Origin of the sequence: Myroides guanonis (genome assembly GCF_900114085.1) — a bacterium.
GTDB lineage: Bacteria > Bacteroidota > Bacteroidia > Flavobacteriales > Flavobacteriaceae > Flavobacterium > Flavobacterium guanonis.
On record NZ_FORU01000002.1, the window covers coordinates 154,406 to 175,890 of the forward strand.

Sequence of the window (21,485 nt, forward strand, 5' to 3'; positions counted from 1 at the left end):
CTTTAGAAATAGTTCTCTGCCCCTTCCTAAGACACCTCGATCCTCGATAATTATCATGAAATAACATTTTACTACCTAATCCACGATCCAGATATGGTGAAAATTGAAATAAACGTTAAATACTCAACTGCCAACTTGTCAGAACCATATTAAAAAGTATATTTGTCAATTGAATAAAACCCATTACAAAGACACAATGGAAAAGGTAATTGAAGAAAGTTTACAAGGAACTAGCCTAGAATTAGCGCAAAAAGAAAACAACACAAAAAAGCTTTTTATTGAAAGCTATGGATGTCAAATGAATTTCTCAGACAGTGAGGTAGTCGCATCTATACTTTTAGATCAAGGATATAATACCACTCAAAATTTAGAAGAAGCTGATTTGGTTTTGGTAAATACATGCTCAATTCGAGACAAAGCAGAACAAACTGTAAGAAAAAGACTCGAAAAGTATAATAAGGTAAAAAGATCTAATCCTAAAATGAAAGTAGGAGTTTTAGGTTGCATGGCTGAACGATTAAAAAGCAAATTCTTAGAAGAAGAAAAGATTGTTGATTTAGTAGTAGGTCCAGATGCATACAAAGACATCCCCAACCTACTTAAAGAAGTAGAAGAAGGTAGAGATGCTATAAATGTAATTCTTTCAAAAGAAGAAACTTACGGAGACGTTTCTCCTGTTCGATTGATGAGCAATGGAGTAACCGCTTTCGTATCAATCACTAGAGGCTGTGACAACATGTGTACTTTCTGTGTCGTTCCATTTACAAGAGGGCGTGAACGCAGTAGGGACCCACAAAGCATTTTAGAAGAAATCACTGATCTTTACAGTAGAGGATTTAAAGAAGTAACGCTACTAGGTCAAAATGTCGATAGCTATCTTTGGTATGGTGGTGGTCTGAAAAAAGACTACGACAAAGCAACTGATATGCAAAAAGCAACAGCAGTTGACTTTGCACAACTACTTGAAAATTGTGCAATTCAATTTCCAAAAATGCGCTTTAGATTCTCAACGTCTAATCCGCAGGATATGCACGAAGAGGTACTTCATGTTATTGCCAAATATCATAATGTTTGTAAATACATACACCTTCCAGTTCAATCAGGAAGCACCAGAATTTTAAAAGAAATGAATCGCCAGCACACAAGAGAAGAATACATGGCACTCGTTGATAAAATTCGAAGCATAATTCCAAATTGCAGCATATCACAAGATATAATAGCAGGTTTCCCTACAGAAACAGAACAAGACCATCAAGATACTTTATCCCTTATAGAATATGTTAAGTACGATTTTGGCTTTATGTTCTCTTATTCTGAAAGACCAGGAACTTTAGCAGCTAGAAAACTAGAGGATGATATCCCTGAAGATGTTAAACAAAGAAGGCTTCAAGAGATTGTAGATTTACAAAGAGAAATAGGACTAGAAAGAACACAGCGTTTCATAGGTGAAACAGTTGAAGTACTTATCGAAAAAACATCTAAGAAATCAGAAAACGAATGGTCTGGAAGAACCTCTCAAAATACCGTTGTAGTATTTCCTAAAGAAAACTATAAAGCAGGAGATTTTGTTTTAGTAAAAATCACGAATTGCACCTCTGCAACTCTAATAGGTGAAGCTGTAAATTACAGTGAAATGCACTCTTAGCACTAAAACCAAAAAATTAGACCATTCTCTAACCTTATAAAAACATCTATGGAAACCGTTCAAGCCATCAAGCAACGATTTGAAATCATAGGAAACAATCCCAAACTAAACCGAGCTATTGAAAAAGCCATTCAAGTAGCACCTACCGATATCTCGGTTCTAGTTACAGGAGAAAGTGGTGTGGGAAAAGAAAATATTCCAAAAATAATACACTCGCTTTCTCATAGAAAACACGGAAAATACATTGCAGTCAATTGTGGAGCAATCCCAGAAGGGACTATAGACAGCGAGCTCTTCGGTCATGAAAAAGGTGCTTTTACAGGAGCTACAGCAACAAGAGAAGGTTATTTTGAAGTAGCAGATGGCGGTACCATATTTTTAGACGAAGTAGGAGAACTCCCTTTAACTACACAAGTAAGACTACTCCGTGTATTAGAAAATGGAGAGTTTATGAAAGTAGGATCTTCCAAAGTTGAAAAAACAGATATCAGAATCGTTGCTGCTACAAATGTAAATATGGCAGAAGCTATTGAAAAAGGAAAGTTTAGAGAAGACCTATATTACAGATTGAGTACCGTCGAGATTACCTTACCGCCTTTACGAGAAAGAGGAGAAGACATTCATTTACTCTTTCGTAAATTTGCATCAGACTTTGCTCATAAGTACAAAATGCCACCTATTAAATTAGACGAAGCAGCCGCAAATTATTTAGTTAAATACAGATGGGATGGAAATATTCGCCAATTGCGTAATGTAGCAGAACAAATTTCCGTACTCGAAACCAATCGCATCATCTCATTACAAATACTACAAAGTTATTTACCATCAAATCACGATAAACAACTACCCTCACTTATAAATACAAAGAAGGCAGAAAGTGATTTCAGCAGCGAAAGAGAAATTTTATATAAGATTCTTTTCGACATGAGAAATGATTTAAATGACTTAAAAAAACTCACTCTTGAGTTAATGGAAAACGATCATAATCACGTTCAAGAAACAAATAAGAACTTAATCAAACGCATCTACGGTCAAGATGATTCTACACCCACCACAGAAAGCAAAGACACAAATCTCAACGTAGAAATCTACCCTATTGATGTAGCCAATAGACAGCGAACATTTGAAGACAATGAAGATGAAGATGATAACACCACATATTTATTAGCAGAAACGATAGATGACCAAGAATCATTAAGATTAGACGAGCAAGAGATCGAATTAATAAAGAAAGCCTTAGAGAGAAATGACGGAAGAAGGAAAGCTGCCGCAGATGAATTAGGAATTTCCGAAAGAACTTTGTATCGAAAAATCAAACAATTTAATTTGTAACACCATGAGATTCAAATATATTTTACTATTTTTGGCTACAACCGTTTGTTTTAACAGTTGTAAATATTACAATTTTACAGGAACGGGGAAAATAGATGCTGATTCATTTCAAGTAAATTACTTTCAGAATAATGCCGAATTAGTAGAACCAGGAATTGAAAGAACATTCACCTTAGCTTTACAAGATTTAATTCAGAATCAAACAAGCTTAAGTTTAACTAATTCTGGAGCAGATTTAATTTACGAGGGAGAAATCACTGACTTTAGAATATCCCCCATGACAGCAACAGCAGACCAACGAGCTGCTCAAAACAGATTGTACATCTCAATCAATGTTCGTTTTATCAACAAGAAAAATCCAGAAGACGACTTTGAAAAAAGATTTTCACATTTTTATGATTTCGGGGCAGATACACAGTTAGCAGGATCAGCATTATCAACAGCACTAGACGAAATTTATGAGAGAATTACACAAGACGTTTTCAATGAATCTTTAGCAAAATGGTAAAAACAAATCATAAAAGTGAATACTAACGACTTACATAATATTCTTCAGAATCCAAACCTTATAAAATCGGAAGACGCTCCTTTTCTAGAAGAGCTTCTTCATGATTTCCCGTACTTTCAATCTGCTCGAGCCCTTTATTTACAAAGTCTATACAAACAAAAAAGTTTTAAGTATAACACAGAATTAAAAAAGACGGCTGCCCATACCGCTGACAGAGACATCCTTTTTGAATTTATCACTTCTACTGAATTTGTTTCCTACAAACCATTTAGTCTTGTAACTGATATTAAAGAAGAGCAAATTGAAGCTAAAGAAAGTAAATCAAATAAATTAGTTGACTCTCTTATTCAAGCAATAACAACTTTAGAAAAAAAGAGCCCAAAAATAGCTGTAGATACTACTGAAGACAATAAAGAAGATTTAAACGAAAATAGATCGACTGAAATTAAATTAGAGTCGAATACTATTATTGAAAATAGAGTAAATTTAGAACAACGTTTACATATCGGAGAACCTCTAGAATTCAATAAAAAGGAGAAGCACTCCTTTCAAGAATGGCTACAACTACATAAATCAGGCCCTATAAATCGAGAAAAAGACGAAATAAAAGACGGCAATTATGAATTTTCTGACCCAAAAAGACAAAAAAAAATAGATTTGATAGATAAATTTATCGAAACAAATCCTAAAATTATCACAACAAAGAATATGCCTCTAACACCAATAAATATAGAGGTTTCTATTCAAGACAATTCAAGTCTAATGACAGAAACATTAGCTAAAATTTACCTAGAGCAGAAAAAATATCAGAAAGCAATACAAGCTTATGAGATTTTAATTTTGAAATATCCAGAAAAAAGTAGTTTCTTTGCAGACCAAATTATAGATATAAAAGCGTTACAACAACATAACAGTTAAAAACAATGAACACATTTACCATATTCTTAATATTAATAACATTTGTTTGTTTCTTACTTATCGTAGCAATTATGATACAAAACCCTAAAGGAGGAGGATTAGATTCTTCATTCGGAGGTTCAACAGTAGTTGGAGGTGTAAAAAACACAAATGACTTCTTAGACAAAAGTACTTGGACATTAGGAGGTTTATTAATCGCATTGATACTGTTATCAAGCATGAGCTTCAGTGGAGGTGGTATAAATGGAGATTCTAAAGTACTAGACCCGAATGCCGTTGCTACGCCAATCACACCAGTAAGCACACCTCAAACTAACGAAGCAACTCCAGCTAACAATGAAGTTGTTCCAGTAACAGAAGAAGCGCCTGTACAAGAAACAAAATAGTTCAAAAAACACATATAAGACTGTGCCAGCCCTGACAAGCTGGCATTTTTTATTTCACAAACTGTCATAAAACACCTTTGGCATACTTTGTGAATTTTCTTATTTAGAAAGATTAATAATAAACATCCATTTCATAAATTATAAATAGTATGGCATTAAACATTAGACCACTTTCAGACCGAGTTCTTATTGAACCACTACCAGCTGAAACTAAAACGGCTTCAGGAATTTTCATCCCAGACACAGCAAAAGAAAAGCCACAAAAGGGAATCGTTGTTGCTTTTGGAAAGGGAACTAAAGATCATGAAATGACTGTTAAATTAGGCGACACCGTTCTTTATGGAAAATATGCAGGAACAGAATTAAAGTTAGAAGGAAAAGATTATTTGATGATGCGTGAAGACGACATCTTAGCAATTATCTAATCAACACCTAACTCTATAATAATTTTAAACAGTAAATACAGATGGCAAAAGATATTAAATTCGAAATAGAAGCACGCGACGGTTTAAAACGCGGTGTAGACGCATTAGCAAACGCAGTAAAAGTAACATTAGGACCAAAAGGTAGAAATGTAATCATTGGAAAGTCATTTGGCGCACCAACTGTAACTAAAGATGGTGTTTCAGTAGCTAAAGAAATCGAACTAGAAGACACCCTTGAAAACATGGGAGCTCAAATGGTTAAAGAAGTAGCCTCTAAAACAAATGATTTAGCAGGAGACGGAACTACAACTGCTACTGTTTTAGCACAAGCAATCGTAAAAGAAGGTCTTAAAAACGTTGCAGCCGGTGCAAATCCAATGGATCTTAAACGTGGAATTGACAAAGCTGTAGAAGCAATTGTAGCGAATTTAAAAGAACAAGCTCAAGAAGTAGGTAGCTCAATGGATAAAATCCAACAAGTAGCAGCTATTTCAGCAAATAATGACGAAGTAATTGGAGAGTTAATTGCTCGTGCATTTGAAAAAGTAGGAAAAGAAGGTGTTATCACTGTTGAAGAAGCAAAAGGAACAGAAACTTTTGTAGATGTTGTTGAAGGAATGCAGTTTGACAGAGGATATTTATCACCTTATTTTGTTACAGACTCAGAAAAAATGCAAGTGGAACTTGATGCTCCCTACATTTTATTATATGACAAAAAAGTATCTTCATTAAAAGAACTTTTGCCAATTTTAGAACCAGTAGCTCAATCTGGAAAACCATTGCTTATTATCGCAGAAGATGTAGATGGAGAAGCTTTATCTACTTTAGTTGTAAACAAACTAAGAGGGGCTCTAAAAATCGCTGCAGTTAAAGCACCAGGATTTGGAGACCGTAGAAAAGCTATGTTGGAAGACATCGCTATCCTAACAGGTGGTGTAGTTATTTCTGAAGAACAAGGCTACACATTAGAAAACACAACTTTAGAAATGCTAGGTACTTGCAAGCGCGTTAGCATTGATAAAGACAATACCACTATCGTAAGCGGTGCTGGAGAAGCTTCTATGATAAAAAATAGAGTAAACCAAATCAAAGCACAAATGGAGACAACAACTTCTGACTATGATAGAGAAAAACTACAAGAACGCCTAGCTAAATTAGCTGGAGGAGTAGCTGTTCTTTATGTAGGAGCTGCTTCTGAAGTAGAAATGAAAGAGAAGAAAGACCGCGTTGATGATGCACTACACGCAACTAGAGCAGCCGTGGAAGAAGGAATCGTTGCAGGAGGGGGAGTAGCACTTTTAAGAGCTAAAATATCACTTGCTAGCATACAACCAGCATCTGCAGATGAAGAAACAGGAATTCAAATTGTAGCAAGAGCAATCGAGTCTCCTTTGAGAACTATTGTAGAAAATGCAGGATTAGAAGGATCTGTAGTAGTAGCAAAAGTATTAGAAGAAACAGGAAACTTCGGATACAATGCAAAAACAAACGAATACGTAGATATGCTTGCTGCTGGAATTATTGACCCTAAGAAAGTAACTCGTGTAGCTTTAGAAAATGCAGCATCTGTTGCTGGGATGATTCTAACAACCGAATGTGCTTTAGTAGAAATTAAAGACGAAAATGGCGGATCTCCTATGGGAGGTGGAATGCCTGGAATGATGTAAGACCTACAATCATATATTTAAAAAGCGGGTTGGAATTTAAATTCCAACCCGCTTTTTTATATCTATACTCAACCCTATGGATTAAGAACAAGTAAGTTTTTTCAAATCAGCAATCGTTCCTAATTGATCTTGCGCATTGAACACAAAACTTCCAGCAACTAAAACGTCCGCACCAGCATCTACCAATTGCTTTGCATTTCCAGACGTAACACCTCCGTCTATTTCGATTATCGTACTTGCCCCTTTTTCAATAATCAACTGCTTCAACTTCTTAACTTTATCATAGGTGTTTTCTATAAAACTTTGACCACCAAAACCAGGATTAACACTCATTATACACACCAAATCTATATCCTGAATAACATCTTCCAATAAAGAAACAGAAGTATGTGGATTTAAAGCAACACCTGCCCGCATGCCCTCAGCTTTAATAGCTTGAAGCGTCCTATGTAAATGCGTACAAGCCTCATAATGAACAGTAAGAACATTCGCTCCCAAATCCTTAAACACTTTAATATATCGATCAGGATCTACAATCATTAAATGCACATCAATCGTTTTCTGTGCATGTTTTCTAATAGCATCTAAAACCGGCATTCCAAATGAAATATTAGGAACAAAAACCCCGTCCATAATATCTATATGAAACCAATCAGCCTGACTTGCGTTAACCATTTCAATATCCCTTTGCAAATTAGCAAAATCGGCGGCTAAAATCGAAGGTGCAATTTTTGTATTTCTCATAAAATGTTTTGTTTAAACAAAGATACGAAATAAAGAAAATCTCATTCTTGTTTTATATGGTTCTAATAAAATATTATCTATAAAATACTCAACATTAATACTACCTAACCATTTCAGCCTCAAAAAGAGAACTAAAGTGCTTGATAATCTTTTCCTCAACTTCCTTTTCATCCACTCGTTCTATACCAAGTTCTACATGCAAAGAAGTAACTCCTTTACCACGAATACCACAAGGAATAATATTATCAAAATAACCTAAATCAGCATTTACATTAAAAGCAAATCCATGCATAGTAACCCAACGAGAAGCACGAACTCCCATGGCGCAAATTTTTCTTGCAAAAGGAGTCCCAACACCTAACCAAACACCCGTTTCCCCTTCACTTCTCCCCGACTCAACTCCATACTCCTTCAAAGTCAAAATAATCGATTCCTCTAATAAGCGTAAATACTTATGAATGTCAGAAAAGAAATTTTCCAAATCTAAAATTGGATATCCAACAATTTGCCCCGGTCCATGATAAGTAATATCACCACCACGATTAATTTTATAATACGAAGCACCCTTCTCTGCTAACTGTTCTTCACTTAACAACAAATTTGCAAAATCACCACTCTTACCCAATGTATAAACATGTGGATGTTCAACAAATATCAAATAGTTCTTAGTTGGTTCATTCTGCTCATTTCTGCGATTCGATATCTTAACATCTAAAATACCTTGAAAAAGAGCTTCTTGAAAATCCCAAGTCTCCTTGTAATCTTTCAACCCTAAATCTAAAATTTGTACTTCCTTATTCATCCTAACGGTTGTATTTAGGGTTATTTAAAATCACCAAAGCAGCTATAACTCCAGGAACCCATCCACAAATAGTCAAAAGCAATACGATTAAAATAGACCCACATCCCTTATCAAACACCGCAAGAGGTGGTAGAAACAAAGACAAAATTACTCTCCAAAAACTCATACTATATTGTTTTTACATATGATTACAAAATTCGTCATTTTTGATTGAATACTCAACTCTTTTAGCAATTGCTTTTATTTTTACAATAAATCTTTGACTTTCAGTCCTTCAATTTTAAAACAAAACATCAGCAACTATAGAACAGTTCTATCGTTTATTGAAAACCAACACTTGATTTACACACTTACAATTGCCACGCTCTCAAATAATAACTATATTTGCGCTCTTATATAAATTCACAATTATTATGCAACTTTCAGAACAAGAAATCATCAGAAGAGAAAAGCTAAGTAAGCTACAAGCACTTGGTGTCAATCCTTATCCTGCTAACCTATTTGCTGTGAACCACACTTCAAAGCAAATTAAGGATGATTTTAAGGAAGGTAAGCAGGTAATTGTAGCAGGAAGACTAATGTCTTCTAGAATTCAAGGAAAGGCTTCTTTTGCAGAACTACAAGATAGCGAAGGTAGAATTCAATTGTATATCAATAGAGATGAATTATGCCCAGGAGAAGATAAAACCTTATATAATGAGGTATATAAAAAACTAATAGACCTTGGTGATTTTATCGGTATAGAAGGATCTCTTTTTACAACTCAGGTTGGTGAAAAGACACTTCGCGTAGAAAAACTTACACTATTAAGCAAATCACTTCGCCCTCTACCTCTACCAAAAACAGATGCAGACGGGAACGTTTTTGATTCTTTCACAGACCCAGAATTACGCTATAGAATGCGTTATGTGGACTTAGTTGTAAATCCACACATAAAAGAAACGTTTATTAAAAGAACGAAGTTGTTTAGCGCAATGCGTAACTATTTTAATGAAGCAGGGTATTTTGAAGTAGAAACACCTGTACTACAATCTATACCAGGAGGAGCCGCAGCAAGCCCTTTTATAACACATCACAATGCTTTAGACATTCCTTTATACTTAAGAATAGCCAACGAACTTTATTTAAAAAGACTCATCGTTGGAGGTTTTGATGGTGTTTATGAATTTTCTAAAAACTTCCGTAATGAAGGAATGGACAGAACCCACAATCCAGAGTTCACAGCAATGGAAATCTATGTAGCATATAAAGACTACAATTGGATGATGGATTTTACAGAAAATTTATTAGAACATTGTGCAAAAGAAGTAAACGGAACAACAGAAGCTACTTTTGGAAATCATAAGATAAACTTCAAAGCTCCTTATAAGAGAATCACTATGACAGACTCTATCAAAGAGTTTACTGGTTTTGATATTACAGGGAAAACAGAAGATGAAATCCGCCAAGCCGCACTAGAAATGGGAATAGCAGTGGACGACTCTATGGGTAAAGGTAAATTGATAGACGAAATATTTGGAGAGAAATGTGAAGGAAACTATATACAACCAACCTTCATTACAGACTATCCAAAAGAGATGTCTCCATTAACCAAAGAACACCGTGATAACCCAGAATTAACAGAGCGTTTTGAACTTATGATATGTGGTAAAGAAGTTGCCAATGCATATTCAGAATTAAACGACCCAATAGACCAAAGAGAACGTTTTGAAGCTCAATTAGCATTAGCTGACAGAGGTGATGACGAAGCTATGTTTATTGATCAAGACTTCTTAAGAGCTCTAGAATATGGGATGCCTCCAACATCAGGACTAGGAATTGGAATGGACCGTTTAATAATGTTCCTAACAAACAACCCTTCCATCCAAGAAGTACTATTCTTCCCACAAATGCGCCCTGAAAAGAAAACAATAGAAGTAGAGTTATCCGAAGATGAAAAGCTATTGGTTTCTATATTGGAAAAAGCAGAAGGTAAAATGGAAATAACCACTCTAAAAGAAACAGCTGGCTTAAGCGGTAAGAAATGGGACAAAGCCATGAAAGGACTTGCTTCTCATGACTTAACTCAAGTAATGACAGAAAACGACGTAAAAGTAGTAATCTACAAACACTAAAATACAGACGTTAAAAAAACAAAGGCGTAGCAGTTCTAATACTTGCTACGCCTTTTTACTTTAAAAAACCTCATTAAAAAAGCCACTTCATATTAAATACTGAAGTGGCTTTTTATATATTCTAAATCCTTATCCTAAATACGTTTTCAAGATTTTACTTCTTGAAGTATGTTTTAATCTGCGAATAGCTTTCTCTTTAATTTGCCTAACACGTTCACGAGTCAAATCAAAAGTCTCACCTATCTCTTCTAATGTCATAGGATGCTGGTCTCCCAATCCAAAATACAAACGCACTACATCAGCTTCTCTAGGCGTCAACGTCTCTAATGCACGCTCAATCTCAGTACGCAAAGATTCGTGAATTAACTCACGGTCTGGGTTTGGAGATTCTCCAGAACGCAAAACGTCATATAAGTTAGAATCTTCTCCTTCAACCAAAGGTGCATCCATTGACAAGTGACGTCCAGAGTTTTTCATACTCTCTTTCACATCATTAACAGTCATGTCAAGCTCTTTAGCAATTTCCTCAGCAGAAGGTGGTCGCTCATTAGATTGCTCCAACAAAGCATACATTTTATTGATTTTATTAATCGACCCAATCTTATTCAAAGGTAAACGTACGATTCTCGATTGTTCTGCCAAGGCAGACAAAATAGACTGTCTAATCCACCAAACAGCATAAGAAATAAATTTAAATCCACGAGTTTCATCAAAACGTTGTGCTGCTTTGATCAATCCTAAGTTACCCTCATTAATCAAATCGGGAAGTGTCAACCCTTGGTTTTGATATTGTTTCGCTACTGAAACTACAAAACGTAAATTCGCCTTAGTCAATTTTTCTAAAGCTCTTTGATCACCTGCTTTGATTCTTTGTGCTAACTCTACCTCTTCATCTGCCGTAATCAAATCTACCTTACCAATTTCTTGCAAATATTTATCTAACGACGCCGTCTCACGATTGGTTACTTGCTTGGTAATTTTAAGTTGTCTCATAGTATTATATCCGTTTAATTTTGTGTTTTGTTGTCACCAACTACTAGTTATACGTACGATGAGTACAAAAGGTTTCATTTTTTTGTAAAAAAGTTTTAAATAAAAATAAAGCCCCACTTTTAGTGGGGCTTTATAGAATATATTAATAGTAATTTACTTTACTTAATTCCTTTTCATCAGCAGGGATTTCTTCTAAATAACGTTCCAAACTATCATCTAACTCCTTCATCCATGGAGTATGATGCTTTTCTGCTTTGGTATTATCCATTACAGAAGTATAGATTTTATCACGGTACGTTAGAATATTCTCTTCTTTATCCAACAACCAACTTTTAAACATTTCTGCAACCTTGTCAAGATTAAAATCTGGATAATCAGTTGGAGCCATCAAATCCCGAATATACTCCGTCTGAAAATCAACATGATCACAACTAGTCCCACAATTAGCTTCTCCTTCCATCCATTTTGCAATATCCTCTTCTCTTAATGATTTCTCAGGAACAGCAATTCTTCCCATCATATAATCACGAGCAAACCAAGCCTGCGCATCAAACATATTAAAAGTATAATACTGATCTTGCATACCGAGATAAATCAGCTGCGTATTATCATTATACACCACTCCTTTATAAATCCCATCAGGATATAAACAATTTTTGGTTTTCAATCTAAGATTATCAGGTAAAAAAGGAAATTTATGTTGATAACCCGTACAGAAAATAACCGCATCGAAACGCTTAGAAGTTCCATCTTTAAAATAAGCAGTATCTCCATCAAAATGAGTCACTAAAGGCACTTCTTTAATTCCATCTGGCCACTTACAATCAATAGGATTTGTTCTATAAGAAATTGTCACAGAATTCGTACCGTGTTTATAGCACTGAACTCCAATATCCTCAGCAGAATAACTACTACCCACTAGTAAAATATCTTTTCCAGTAAATTGATCAGCCCCTCTAAAATCATGAGCATGCATTATAGAACCAGAAAAATTATCAATCCCTTTAAAATAAGGCATATTTGGTGTAGAGAAATGCCCTGTTCCAACTACCAAATAATCGAAATACTCCTCAAAAGTGGTGTTCTCCACCAAATTATCAAAAACAACTCTGAACTGTTTTTTACCCTCAATGTAATCAACCCAACGAGCTACCGTATTAAACTGAATATACTTTCGAGCATTACTCTGTCTAATTCTTCCTTGTATATAATCAAATAACACTTCCCTAGGTGGATAAGAAGATATAGTCTGTTCGAAGTGATCAGAAAAAGTATAATCTGCAAACTCTAAACACTCTTTAGGTCCATTAGACCAAAGATACTTATACATACTCCCGTGAATCGGCTCACCATACTTTCCTACACCTGTTCTCCAAGTATAATTCCACATACCGCCCCAGTTATCCTGTTTCTCATAACACTTAATTTCTGGAATTGGATTTCCCTTCTTCTCTTCAGCTTCAAAGGCTCTCAACATAGCAAGCCCGCTTGGACCAGCACCAATAATTCCAATTTTTAAATTTTTCATTTTACTACAAAATCGTTTAGCTCCTTTACAGAGCGCAATTAATAATCTAGATTATACTGATTACTCAGTCCAGATAGAACCACTAAGGATTCAACTATCGACATTCTTCAAAAGAATGATTTTTGACAGACTAGAAAACTAGCCCAATAAAGGAGAGTCAGAAAGACTCTTAAAAGAAAGGAAATCCATTATTATTAAGATGCACTATGTGCAAATATTTAAGTGATTATAAAAACTTTAATCACATTTATTTTCCTTACAACTACAAATATACTAAAATTTAAAGAAAAGACAAAACACAAAGCACTTGAACAATAAACAACTTAAAAGAATTAACCAAAAATTAGCACTCTAAGCTCTCAACATATCTTTCCAATCATTTCGTTAATATATAAAAAAAATGGGCTACAAATTGTAGCCCATTTTCCTATTTATCAAAATACTAATTCTTTTTGTCAGAATCAGATTGTCTCGGTTTAAAATCACCTTCAGCCTTAGGCTCTCTTGGAGGTCTAGGTAAAAGAGCTTTTTTAGAAACTTTTTCTTTTCTAGTTTTAGGATCAACCCCTAGGTATTTAACATCAAATACATCTCCCATTTTAACAACGTCAGATACATTTTCAGTTCTCTCCCAAGCCAATTCAGAAACGTGTAATAAAACTTCATTTCCTGGTGTATCTATATACTCAACAACAGCACCAAAATCTAACATTTTAACTACTTTCACTGAATAAGTCCCACCCATTTCTGGTTTGAAAGTGATAGAGCGAATTTTCGCTAAAACAGCTTCAATACCATCTGGATCTGTTCCAAGGATTTCAATAACACCCTCTTCATTCACCTCGTTGATAACAATTGTTGTGCCAGTAGCTTTTTGTAATTCTTGAATTACTTTACCACCTGGACCAATCAAAGCACCAATAAAGTTACCAGGAATAGTTCTTGTAATAATTTTCGGAGCTTTAGGTTTCACGTCAGCATTTGGAACTTCCATAGTTTCCATGATTTTACCTAAAATATGCAAACGACCATCACGAGCTTGAGATAAAGCTTGTTCCATGATATCATATGCCAAACCTTCAATCTTGATATCCATTTGACAAGCTGTAATTCCTTCAGCAGTACCTGTTACTTTAAAGTCCATATCTCCTAAGTGATCTTCGTCCCCCAAAATATCAGACAAAACAGCCCAACGACCCGTTTTTGCATCTGAAATTAATCCCATAGCAATACCAGAAACTGGTTTACTAATTTGGATACCAGCATCCATTAACGCCAATGTACCTGCACAAACAGTAGCCATAGAAGAAGAACCATTAGATTCTAATACATCAGAAACCACACGAATAGTATAAGGACAATCGGCAGGAATCATGTTTTTCAAAGCACGTTGTGCTAAGTTACCATGCCCAACCTCTCTACGAGAAGTACCTCTTAGTGGTCTTGCTTCTCCTGTAGAATATGGAGGAAAATTATAGTGTAAGTAGAAACGCTCTTCTCCTTGATCACTTGGTAAATCAATAATATTAGCCTCTCTAGATGTTCCAAGAGTAACAGTTGCTAATGCTTGTGTTTCTCCACGTGTAAAAATAGAAGAACCATGAGCAGATGGCAAGTAATTTACTTCTGACCAAATAGGACGAATCTCATCCGTTTTACGACCATCTAAACGAAGACCTTGATCTAAAATAACATTACGAACTGCTTCTTTTTGAACTTTAGAGTAGTACATTGAAATCATATCAGATTTTGCACTTTGCTCCTCTTCTGAGAATAAAGCTAACACCTCTGCTTTAACAATATCAAAATTCTCACTGCGTTCTTGTTTAGAACTAGCAGATGAAGCAATAGTATACATTTTATCATATGCAGCAGAATGAATAGCAGACTCTACATTTGCATCTTCTTCTTCTCCTTCATACGTTCTATATCCCAAACCTAAAGCAGCACGCATACGTTCTTGTGCTTCGATTTGAGCTTTGATACTTTCATGACCGAATTTAATAGCTTCAATCATTTCAGCTTCAGAAACTTCTTTCATTTCCCCCTCTACCATTGCGATAGAATCTTTAGAAGCACCGATCATCATATCAAGATCCGCAACCTCTAATTGGGCTTTACTAGGATTTACAATCAATTTCCCATCAACACGTGCAACACGTACTTCTGAAATATAATTGTAAAAAGGAATATCAGACACTGCTAAAGCAGCTGAAGCCGCTAAACCAGCTAATGCATCTGGCATTACTTCTTCGTCATAAGACATCATCTGAATCATGATTTGAGTCTCTGCATGATAGTCATCTGGAAAAAGAGGACGCAACACACGGTCAACCAATCTCATGGTTAAAATTTCTCTATCACTCGGACGAGCTTCACGTTTAAAAAAGCCTCCTGGAAAACGTCCAGCGGCAGAAAATTTCTCTCTGTAATCTACAGTTAGTGGCAAAAAGTCCACCCCTGGATTTGCTGTTCTCGCTGAAACCGCAGTTGCAAGCAACATACAATCTCCCATGCGCACCACAACAGAACCATCAGCTTGTTTTGCCAATTTTCCTGTTTCGATGGAGATGCTTCTACCATCTCCCAAATCGATAATTTCTTTAGTTACCTTAGGAATCATACTAAATTTTTACTTTGATTAATTAAAAGGTTTTCGCCTTTATAAAAAAGGACTAAATGGGTTGTTGTGTTGTTGTAGTTGTGTGTAGTTGTATGAAACCCAATGAAAAACCAGACTTTTTTTCTGCCAAAAGACTAAAAAGAAAAAGAGGCGCAAAAGCACCTCTTTAGTATGGATTATTTTCTAATACCCAATTCTTTAATAATTTCACGATATCTATTGATATCTTTTTTCTTCAAGTAATCAAGAAGTCTTCTTCTTTTTCCTACTAAAAGTACTAATGAACGCTCTGTATTATAATCTTTACGATTTCTTTTCAAGTGTTCAGTTAAGTGTGAAATTCTGAATGTAAAAAGTGCGATTTGCCCTTCTGCAGAACCTGTGTTTGCAATATTTCCACCGTGTTTAGTAAAAATATCTCCTTTAATTTCTTTTGTCAAATACATGCCAATATTCTTTAAATGATTATTATGTAATGAATTATACAACCCGTACAATTCAGGCGCAAATGTAATTCTATTTTTGAAATAAAACTAAACACATCGAAAAAATCTACTTTATTTTTAAAATAAAAGTCCTGCTAACTCGATTATTTATTAAAACAATAAAGCAACCTCCTCAGCAACCTTCTCCAAAAACAAAACATCCTCGTCTCCAAAAGCCTCTGCTGTATGTGAATCGATATCAATCTGCCCAATATTCTTACCATTAACGAAAATTGGAACAACTATTTCTGACCGAACATCAATACTACAAGCAATATAATTATCCTGTGCATTTACATCATCGACAACAAATGTTTTCCCACTAACTGCTACCTGCCCACAAATTCCCTTTCCAAAAGGAATAACTGTATGATCTGTAGGCTCCCCAGCAAAAGGACCTAAATAAAGAACAGTATCTGACTCTGCTGCAAAATAAAAACCTACCCAATCATAGAGAGAAAACTCTATTTCCATATACTCGCAAAGCTCTTGTAGCTTTTCATCACGAGAAACCCCTTCCTTTCTTAAAATCTTTTGGGTAATTAATTCAGCTTCTTCGTAATTCATATCGTTTTTTACAAATATATTTTTTATCTATTCAAATCTAGGTTGTATTTTAGTTAAAAAAGATTTTTAAATGAAAACCTTACCACCCTTTGTTTTTTTCATATTACGCTTTACTGCAATATACACTTCCTTAAGCGCAGTATATTACAAATACCTAAAACAATTTGAAGCAAAGAATCTTCAACTAGACCCTATTTCAAATTATGTTGCAAAAATCACACAAAAAAGTCTCCAATTATTTGATTTAAAAGTCTCTCTTCTAAAATCAAATCTAGAACCCGCAGTACTCGTTTTTATAAACCCAGATAAAGCCATTGTGAAAATTATAGAAGGCTGCAACAGCATAAGCATTATCATTCTTTTCGCCTCATTTATATTTGCCTTTTACTCAGGATTATTCAGAACCTTTTTGTTCATATTATTAGGTAGTCTCTCTATTTTCACGCTAAACATTCTTCGAATTGATTTGTTCATCCTAGGGTTGCATCATTATCCTCAACACAAAGACTTTCTACACGACATATTATTTCCTTTAAGCATCTATGGATATGTTTTACTACTATGGTTAATATGGATTTTTAAACTAAATAAAAAACCATGAAGCAAACAAACATAAAAAGATTAGTAATTGGACTACTATCACTAATAGCACTTATATTGATTCGAAATTTCGAAACCGAATTGTTTTATGACCCACTAATTTCCTATTTCAAACAGAACTACCATAATCTGCCTTTTCCAAATACCGACTACACGTTACTATACATATCCTATACTGTAAGATTTCTGCTAAACAGCTTCTTTTCTATAGCAATACTATGGAACATATTTCAAAAGCAAGCACATCTTAAAATTATATCTATAATCTATCTAACTTTTTACATAGTCTTACTATTGCTTTTATGCTATAGCCTACACTTCAAAGCGGACAATTTACAAATACTGATATATACTAGAAGATTCTTAATTCACCCTATTTTATTATTGATATTTATTGGTGCTCTCTTCTATCAAAAAAGAACAACTCCATAAATTTTTAAAATTTTAACATTTAATTCACTTCAATTTAAATACTTTTGTTACATGTCTAATAGAAAACATTTTAGTTATCTTTTCTTAGCCATCCTAATTTTCTCAAACATAGGGTGGTCTATCAATGCACACTCTTGTCAAGGACAATTGCAGAAAACACTATTTTCTATTGCAGGTAAACATGAAAAAGGTAGCTGTACTGAAACACAAGACAAACCTAGTTGCTGCTCTACAGAACATACAGATTCCGAAACAAAAGAAGATAGTTGTTGTAAAAATGAAATCACTCAACCAAACTTAGATATATCTTCCTTTGTCAAGGTATTACCTCTACAGCTAGAGTTAATATCACCGGACACAGATTGGTTTTATCCCATTTTTAGCAATATTATTCTAGGAGAGATATCTCCAGTCATTCCTGAGTTCTACACAGACACTCACGCACCCCCTCTTTTTAAACTCTATTGTAAATTTCAATTTTACGGGTGATATAACTTTTTTATATAAGTAGAAAAGCTACAAAAAAAGTTAATACATCTAAACACCTATAAATGAAACATTTTATTACTGTTGTATTGTGCGCCTTAAGTCTATCCTTATGGTCACAAGAACAACTCAACGGAACTATTGTAGACGAAACCAATAGCCCGATACTTGGCGCGTCAATCTTTTGGGAAAACACAACAATTGGAACCACATCAGAAGCAAATGGAACTTTTAAAATTCCCTTGCACGAAAACGGAGTTCTCATCATTTCATATGTTGGATATGAAGAGAGAAAGCTCCCTATATCCAATACAAAATCATTAAAAACAATTATCCTCAAACCAGACAACATTTTAGGAGAAGTACTTTTAAAAACAAAAAAGAGAAATACTACACGCTCAGTTAGCGGAACAGCCAATACGATCACCATGAGCAGTGGAGAACTTCTAAAAGCAGCTTGTTGCAACATTGCAGAAGCCTTTGAAACCAACCCTGCAATTGATGTAAACTTCGCTGATGCAATAACAGGAACTAAGCAAATTAAAATGCTTGGACTAACTAGTCCTTACATTCTTATTGCAGAAGAAAACATTCCATCCGTACGTGGTGCTTCACAAGCCTATGGACTATCTTTTACACCAGGAACTTGGGTAGAGAGTATCCAAGTAACCAAAGGAGCAGGAAGTGTCGTTAATGGATACGAAAGTATCTCTGGCCAAATCAACACGGAATTGATAAAACCATTAAACGATATTCCACTCTTTGTAAACTTATATGGTTCCACCGACGCCCGCTTTGAAGCAAACATCCATCTCAATCAGAAAGTTTCTGACAAATGGAGTACTTCTCTATTTCTACACGGAAATCTACGTCAGAATAAAAACGATATGAATCATGACAACTTTCTTGACTCCCCGATAGGAGAACAGATCAACGTAATGAATCGTTGGCAATATACCAATCTCGAAAAAGGAGTCGTAAGCTTTTTGACCTTGCGTTATATGAAAGATAACAAGCAAATGGGAGAAGTTGATTTTGACAAAAAAACAGACAAACTTAAACCTACAATATGGGGTTCTGAAATAAACACAGAAAAAGTCGATCTAAGTGCAAAGGTGGGATATGTATTTCCAGACATGCCTTTTCAAAATATGGGATTGCAAGTATCCTATAATTACCACAAACAAGACTCCTATTTTGGGCTAAACCCATACAACATTCAACACAATAGTCTATATACGAATTTTATTTTTGGCTCTATAATCAGTAACACAATGAATAACTTCTCTACCGGAGTAAGTTTTACTATGGACAACTACAATGAATATGTAGCCTTCTCACTAAATCAAAATTTTGACCGTATGGACAACTCTGTAGGTGGATTTTTCGAATACACTTATAACAACACAGAGAATTTAAGTTTCATAGCGGGCCTAAGAGTCGATTACCACAATCGAATGGGGGTTTTTATGACACCGCGTTTTCATTTAAAATACAGCCCTTGGAGTACAGGAACATTTAGATTATCAGCAGGAAGAGGAAAGCGATTAGCTAATATTTTTGCAGAGAATCAAAGTTTCTTCGCTAGTAACCGTCAGTTCATAATTCATAACGTACAAGGTGACATCTACGGGCTTGACCCAGAAATTGCATGGAATTATGGATTAAGCTTTTCCCAGGACTTTAATTTGCTCAGCAAACAAGGAAACATAACAGTCGACTTTTATAGAACCGATTTTGAAAACCAAATAATTGTAGACATAGACCAAAACTCACATGAAGTTAACTTCTACAACTTAGACGGAAAATCATTTGCAAACAGCCTTCAAATAGATTTGAACTACAATTTAGCGCACAACCTAAACTTACGAGGCGCATATAAATATTACGACATACAAACCGATTATCAGAGTGGCAGAAAAGAACGCCCATTACAATCTAAACACAGACTATTCGCTAATTTAGAATATGAAACCCAAACTACAGAAAAAGGAGGAAGCTGGAAGTTTGATGCAACCTATAATTGGATTGGAAAACAACGTTTACCAAATACAAGTCAAAATGCTGTAGAAAACCAATTAAAACCATACACCAACCCTTTCTCTACCGTAAATGCGCAAATCACAAAAGTATTCTCTGACAGATTTGAAATTTACATAGGAGGAGAAAATATGACTAATTACACACAAGACCGTATTATTTTAGGAGCAGACCAACCGTTTGGAACAGACTTTGACAGCTCTATAGTGTATGCACCAATATTTGGTCAAATGTATTATGCAGGACTTAGATATAAAATTAAATAACTAAAAAACAATCAAATGAAAAATTACATCCTTATTGCATTAGCAAGTTTCTTCTCAATAGCTATAAACGCACAGGAGAAACCAAAGAACAAAGAAATCGTTGAAGTAAACGGTCAATGTGGAATGTGTAAAAAACGAATTGAAAAAGCAGCGTTATCTGTAAAAGGAGTTAGAGCCGCAGAATGGTCAGTAGATAACAAACAATTGGAACTCTTTTTAAATCCAAAAAAAGTAGACGTATTGGAAGTTGAAAAAGCAATCGCAAAAGTAGGACATGACACCAAGCATGTAAAAGCAACAGAAGAAGAATACAACAGCCTTCACTCTTGCTGTAAATATGAACGTAAATAACAAACAAAAAGCCCTAATTTAAATAATTAGGGCTTTTTTAAACTCAAACTACAATATGTAATCTTGTAGCAAACTCAAAACTACAAAATCAAAAATTTTCTTTTTCACAGCTATTTTAATCATATTGCTTTAATAAGTATAAAATAAGGTCAGTAGTAGTTAACATCCCAACCAAATTCTCATCTTTCATAATAGGTAAAGCCCTAAACCCACTTTTTACCAATATTTCCGCAGCTTCCCTCACATTTGTATGAGATTCAATTGTAACTACGTCTTTTGTCATAACCTGCTCTAGACAATACATATCATAAATAGTAGCACTAATCACTCTATCCTCTTCATCTAATCCTTCAGCAACTCCAACTCGTAATAAATCAGTATAGCTAAGAATTCCAACGATACGATCCCCATCAACTACAGGTAAATGACGAATATTGTGCTTTAGGAATAACTCTTCCGCTTTACTTAAAGTGTCTTTCAAATTCAATTTAACAACATTCTCTGTCATTACAATAGATACAGGTATTCTCTCCTTCATAGTGAACATGCTATTAAATTACAGGACAAAAATAC

Annotated in this window: 22 protein-coding genes; 13 read left to right on the top strand and 9 right to left on the bottom strand. The window is 34.8% G+C overall.

All coding sequences use genetic code 11. From position 1 onward, the window contains the following. The first annotated feature begins 196 nt into the window (after positions 1 to 196). The 7 genes from miaB to groL all read left to right on the top strand — a co-directional run bounded on the left by miaB (position 197) and on the right by groL (position 6,881). On the top strand, positions 197 to 1,645 hold the full coding sequence (gene miaB / locus BM024_RS02720; protein WP_090677922.1) for a tRNA (N6-isopentenyl adenosine(37)-C2)-methylthiotransferase MiaB: 1,449 nt from the start codon (positions 197 to 199) through the stop codon (positions 1,643 to 1,645). Between the two features lie 48 nt (positions 1,646 to 1,693). Further along, positions 1,694 to 2,977, top strand: a complete 1,284-nt coding sequence (locus BM024_RS02725) for a sigma-54 interaction domain-containing protein (protein ID WP_090677923.1) — start codon at positions 1,694 to 1,696, stop codon at positions 2,975 to 2,977. Between the two features lie 4 nt (positions 2,978 to 2,981). Then, entirely contained in the window at positions 2,982 to 3,485 is a 504-nt protein-coding gene (locus BM024_RS02730; protein WP_090677924.1) for an LptE family protein, read from the top strand. Positions 3,486 to 3,500: 15 nt separating this feature from the next. Then, on the top strand, positions 3,501 to 4,403 hold the full coding sequence (locus BM024_RS02735) for a tetratricopeptide repeat protein (protein WP_090677925.1): 903 nt from the start codon (positions 3,501 to 3,503) through the stop codon (positions 4,401 to 4,403). A gap of 5 nt (positions 4,404 to 4,408) precedes the next feature. Beyond that, on the top strand, positions 4,409 to 4,789 hold the full coding sequence (gene secG / locus BM024_RS02740) for a preprotein translocase subunit SecG (RefSeq protein WP_090677926.1): 381 nt from the start codon (positions 4,409 to 4,411) through the stop codon (positions 4,787 to 4,789). A 149-nt stretch (positions 4,790 to 4,938) separates the two neighbouring features. After that, a complete protein-coding gene (locus BM024_RS02745) occupies positions 4,939 to 5,214 on the top strand; it encodes a co-chaperone GroES (RefSeq protein WP_090677927.1) in 276 nt (91 codons plus the stop codon). Between the two features lie 41 nt (positions 5,215 to 5,255). Then, positions 5,256 to 6,881, top strand: coding sequence for a chaperonin GroEL (gene groL / locus BM024_RS02750; RefSeq protein ID WP_090677928.1), 1,626 nt, complete (start codon positions 5,256 to 5,258; stop codon positions 6,879 to 6,881). Between the two features lie 81 nt (positions 6,882 to 6,962). On the opposite strand, the gene rpe is transcribed toward groL, so the two are convergent. The 3 genes from rpe to BM024_RS02765 form a co-directional block, all read right to left on the bottom strand. Beyond that, positions 6,963 to 7,625 carry a ribulose-phosphate 3-epimerase gene (gene rpe / locus BM024_RS02755; protein WP_090677929.1) on the bottom strand — a complete coding sequence of 221 codons (663 nt, stop codon included), beginning with the start codon at positions 7,623 to 7,625 and terminating at the stop codon, positions 6,963 to 6,965. Between the two features lie 100 nt (positions 7,626 to 7,725). After that, the gene (lipB, locus tag BM024_RS02760; protein ID WP_090677930.1) at positions 7,726 to 8,427 is read right to left on the bottom strand and encodes a lipoyl(octanoyl) transferase LipB; all 702 of its coding nucleotides are present in this window, start codon (positions 8,425 to 8,427) and stop codon (positions 7,726 to 7,728) included. 1 nt (position 8,428) lies between these two features. Beyond that, the gene (locus BM024_RS02765; RefSeq protein WP_090677931.1) at positions 8,429 to 8,593 is read right to left on the bottom strand and encodes a YqaE/Pmp3 family membrane protein; all 165 of its coding nucleotides are present in this window, start codon (positions 8,591 to 8,593) and stop codon (positions 8,429 to 8,431) included. Positions 8,594 to 8,840: 247 nt separating this feature from the next. On the opposite strand from BM024_RS02765, the gene lysS reads away from it, so the two are divergent. Further along, positions 8,841 to 10,541 (top strand): lysine--tRNA ligase, encoded by a 1,701-nt coding sequence (gene lysS / locus BM024_RS02770; protein ID WP_090677932.1) that lies wholly within the window; start codon positions 8,841 to 8,843, stop codon positions 10,539 to 10,541. A gap of 129 nt (positions 10,542 to 10,670) precedes the next feature. On the opposite strand, the gene BM024_RS02775 is transcribed toward lysS, so the two are convergent. The 5 genes from BM024_RS02775 to BM024_RS02795 form a co-directional block, all read right to left on the bottom strand. Continuing rightward, positions 10,671 to 11,534: a sigma-70 family RNA polymerase sigma factor gene (locus BM024_RS02775; RefSeq protein WP_090677933.1), complete on the bottom strand. Its 864-nt coding sequence runs from the start codon at positions 11,532 to 11,534 to the stop codon at positions 10,671 to 10,673. 142 nt (positions 11,535 to 11,676) lie between these two features. Further along, the gene (locus tag BM024_RS02780; RefSeq protein ID WP_090677934.1) at positions 11,677 to 13,062 is read right to left on the bottom strand and encodes an NAD(P)-binding domain-containing protein; all 1,386 of its coding nucleotides are present in this window, start codon (positions 13,060 to 13,062) and stop codon (positions 11,677 to 11,679) included. Positions 13,063 to 13,504: 442 nt separating this feature from the next. Continuing rightward, the gene (locus BM024_RS02785; protein WP_090677935.1) at positions 13,505 to 15,685 is read right to left on the bottom strand and encodes a polyribonucleotide nucleotidyltransferase; all 2,181 of its coding nucleotides are present in this window, start codon (positions 15,683 to 15,685) and stop codon (positions 13,505 to 13,507) included. Positions 15,686 to 15,861: 176 nt separating this feature from the next. Then, on the bottom strand, positions 15,862 to 16,131 hold the full coding sequence (gene rpsO, locus BM024_RS02790; RefSeq protein WP_090677936.1) for a 30S ribosomal protein S15: 270 nt from the start codon (positions 16,129 to 16,131) through the stop codon (positions 15,862 to 15,864). Between the two features lie 150 nt (positions 16,132 to 16,281). Then, positions 16,282 to 16,737 carry a GAF domain-containing protein gene (locus BM024_RS02795; RefSeq protein WP_090677937.1) on the bottom strand — a complete coding sequence of 152 codons (456 nt, stop codon included), beginning with the start codon at positions 16,735 to 16,737 and terminating at the stop codon, positions 16,282 to 16,284. A 70-nt stretch (positions 16,738 to 16,807) separates the two neighbouring features. On the opposite strand from BM024_RS02795, the gene xrtF reads away from it, so the two are divergent. The 5 genes from xrtF (at position 16,808) to BM024_RS02820 (ending at position 20,912) form a co-directional block, all read left to right on the top strand. Further along, on the top strand, positions 16,808 to 17,338 hold the full coding sequence (gene xrtF, locus BM024_RS02800; protein WP_090677938.1) for an exosortase family protein XrtF: 531 nt from the start codon (positions 16,808 to 16,810) through the stop codon (positions 17,336 to 17,338). Beyond that, positions 17,335 to 17,769 carry an exosortase F system-associated membrane protein gene (locus BM024_RS13890; protein WP_090677939.1) on the top strand — a complete coding sequence of 145 codons (435 nt, stop codon included), beginning with the start codon at positions 17,335 to 17,337 and terminating at the stop codon, positions 17,767 to 17,769. The genes xrtF and BM024_RS13890 overlap by 4 nt, the downstream gene beginning before the upstream one ends. A gap of 51 nt (positions 17,770 to 17,820) precedes the next feature. Continuing rightward, entirely contained in the window at positions 17,821 to 18,258 is a 438-nt protein-coding gene (locus tag BM024_RS02810) for an HYC_CC_PP family protein (RefSeq protein ID WP_090677940.1), read from the top strand. 62 nt (positions 18,259 to 18,320) lie between these two features. Then, on the top strand, positions 18,321 to 20,561 hold the full coding sequence (locus tag BM024_RS02815) for a TonB-dependent receptor (RefSeq protein WP_090677941.1): 2,241 nt from the start codon (positions 18,321 to 18,323) through the stop codon (positions 20,559 to 20,561). A 15-nt stretch (positions 20,562 to 20,576) separates the two neighbouring features. After that, a complete protein-coding gene (locus BM024_RS02820; RefSeq protein WP_090677942.1) occupies positions 20,577 to 20,912 on the top strand; it encodes a heavy-metal-associated domain-containing protein in 336 nt (111 codons plus the stop codon). A gap of 115 nt (positions 20,913 to 21,027) precedes the next feature. On the opposite strand, the gene BM024_RS02825 is transcribed toward BM024_RS02820, so the two are convergent. Next, a complete protein-coding gene (locus BM024_RS02825) occupies positions 21,028 to 21,450 on the bottom strand; it encodes a CBS domain-containing protein (protein WP_090677943.1) in 423 nt (140 codons plus the stop codon). Positions 21,451 to 21,485: the final 35 nt, after the last annotated feature.

What these genes read in the sequence shown, in the direction of transcription:
- miaB (WP_090677922.1), top strand. Translation starts at nt 197, where the DNA reads ATGGAAAAGGTAATTGAAGAAAGTTTACAAGGAACTAGCCTAGAATTA.
- BM024_RS02725 (WP_090677923.1), top strand. Translation starts at nt 1,694, where the DNA reads ATGGAAACCGTTCAAGCCATCAAGCAACGATTTGAAATCATAGGAAAC.
- BM024_RS02730 (WP_090677924.1), top strand. Translation starts at nt 2,982, where the DNA reads ATGAGATTCAAATATATTTTACTATTTTTGGCTACAACCGTTTGTTTT.
- secG (WP_090677926.1), top strand. Translation starts at nt 4,409, where the DNA reads ATGAACACATTTACCATATTCTTAATATTAATAACATTTGTTTGTTTC.
- BM024_RS02745 (WP_090677927.1), top strand. Translation starts at nt 4,939, where the DNA reads ATGGCATTAAACATTAGACCACTTTCAGACCGAGTTCTTATTGAACCA.
- groL (WP_090677928.1), top strand. Translation starts at nt 5,256, where the DNA reads ATGGCAAAAGATATTAAATTCGAAATAGAAGCACGCGACGGTTTAAAA.
- rpe (WP_090677929.1), bottom strand. Translation starts at nt 7,625, where the DNA reads ATGAGAAATACAAAAATTGCACCTTCGATTTTAGCCGCCGATTTTGCT.
- lipB (WP_090677930.1), bottom strand. Translation starts at nt 8,427, where the DNA reads ATGAATAAGGAAGTACAAATTTTAGATTTAGGGTTGAAAGATTACAAG.
- BM024_RS02765 (WP_090677931.1), bottom strand. Translation starts at nt 8,593, where the DNA reads ATGAGTTTTTGGAGAGTAATTTTGTCTTTGTTTCTACCACCTCTTGCG.
- lysS (WP_090677932.1), top strand. Translation starts at nt 8,841, where the DNA reads ATGCAACTTTCAGAACAAGAAATCATCAGAAGAGAAAAGCTAAGTAAG.
- BM024_RS02775 (WP_090677933.1), bottom strand. Translation starts at nt 11,534, where the DNA reads ATGAGACAACTTAAAATTACCAAGCAAGTAACCAATCGTGAGACGGCG.
- BM024_RS02780 (WP_090677934.1), bottom strand. Translation starts at nt 13,062, where the DNA reads ATGAAAAATTTAAAAATTGGAATTATTGGTGCTGGTCCAAGCGGGCTT.
- BM024_RS02785 (WP_090677935.1), bottom strand. Translation starts at nt 15,685, where the DNA reads ATGATTCCTAAGGTAACTAAAGAAATTATCGATTTGGGAGATGGTAGA.
- rpsO (WP_090677936.1), bottom strand. Translation starts at nt 16,131, where the DNA reads ATGTATTTGACAAAAGAAATTAAAGGAGATATTTTTACTAAACACGGT.
- BM024_RS02795 (WP_090677937.1), bottom strand. Translation starts at nt 16,737, where the DNA reads ATGAATTACGAAGAAGCTGAATTAATTACCCAAAAGATTTTAAGAAAG.
- xrtF (WP_090677938.1), top strand. Translation starts at nt 16,808, where the DNA reads ATGAAAACCTTACCACCCTTTGTTTTTTTCATATTACGCTTTACTGCA.
- BM024_RS13890 (WP_090677939.1), top strand. Translation starts at nt 17,335, where the DNA reads ATGAAGCAAACAAACATAAAAAGATTAGTAATTGGACTACTATCACTA.
- BM024_RS02810 (WP_090677940.1), top strand. Translation starts at nt 17,821, where the DNA reads ATGTCTAATAGAAAACATTTTAGTTATCTTTTCTTAGCCATCCTAATT.
- BM024_RS02815 (WP_090677941.1), top strand. Translation starts at nt 18,321, where the DNA reads ATGAAACATTTTATTACTGTTGTATTGTGCGCCTTAAGTCTATCCTTA.
- BM024_RS02820 (WP_090677942.1), top strand. Translation starts at nt 20,577, where the DNA reads ATGAAAAATTACATCCTTATTGCATTAGCAAGTTTCTTCTCAATAGCT.
- BM024_RS02825 (WP_090677943.1), bottom strand. Translation starts at nt 21,450, where the DNA reads ATGAAGGAGAGAATACCTGTATCTATTGTAATGACAGAGAATGTTGTT.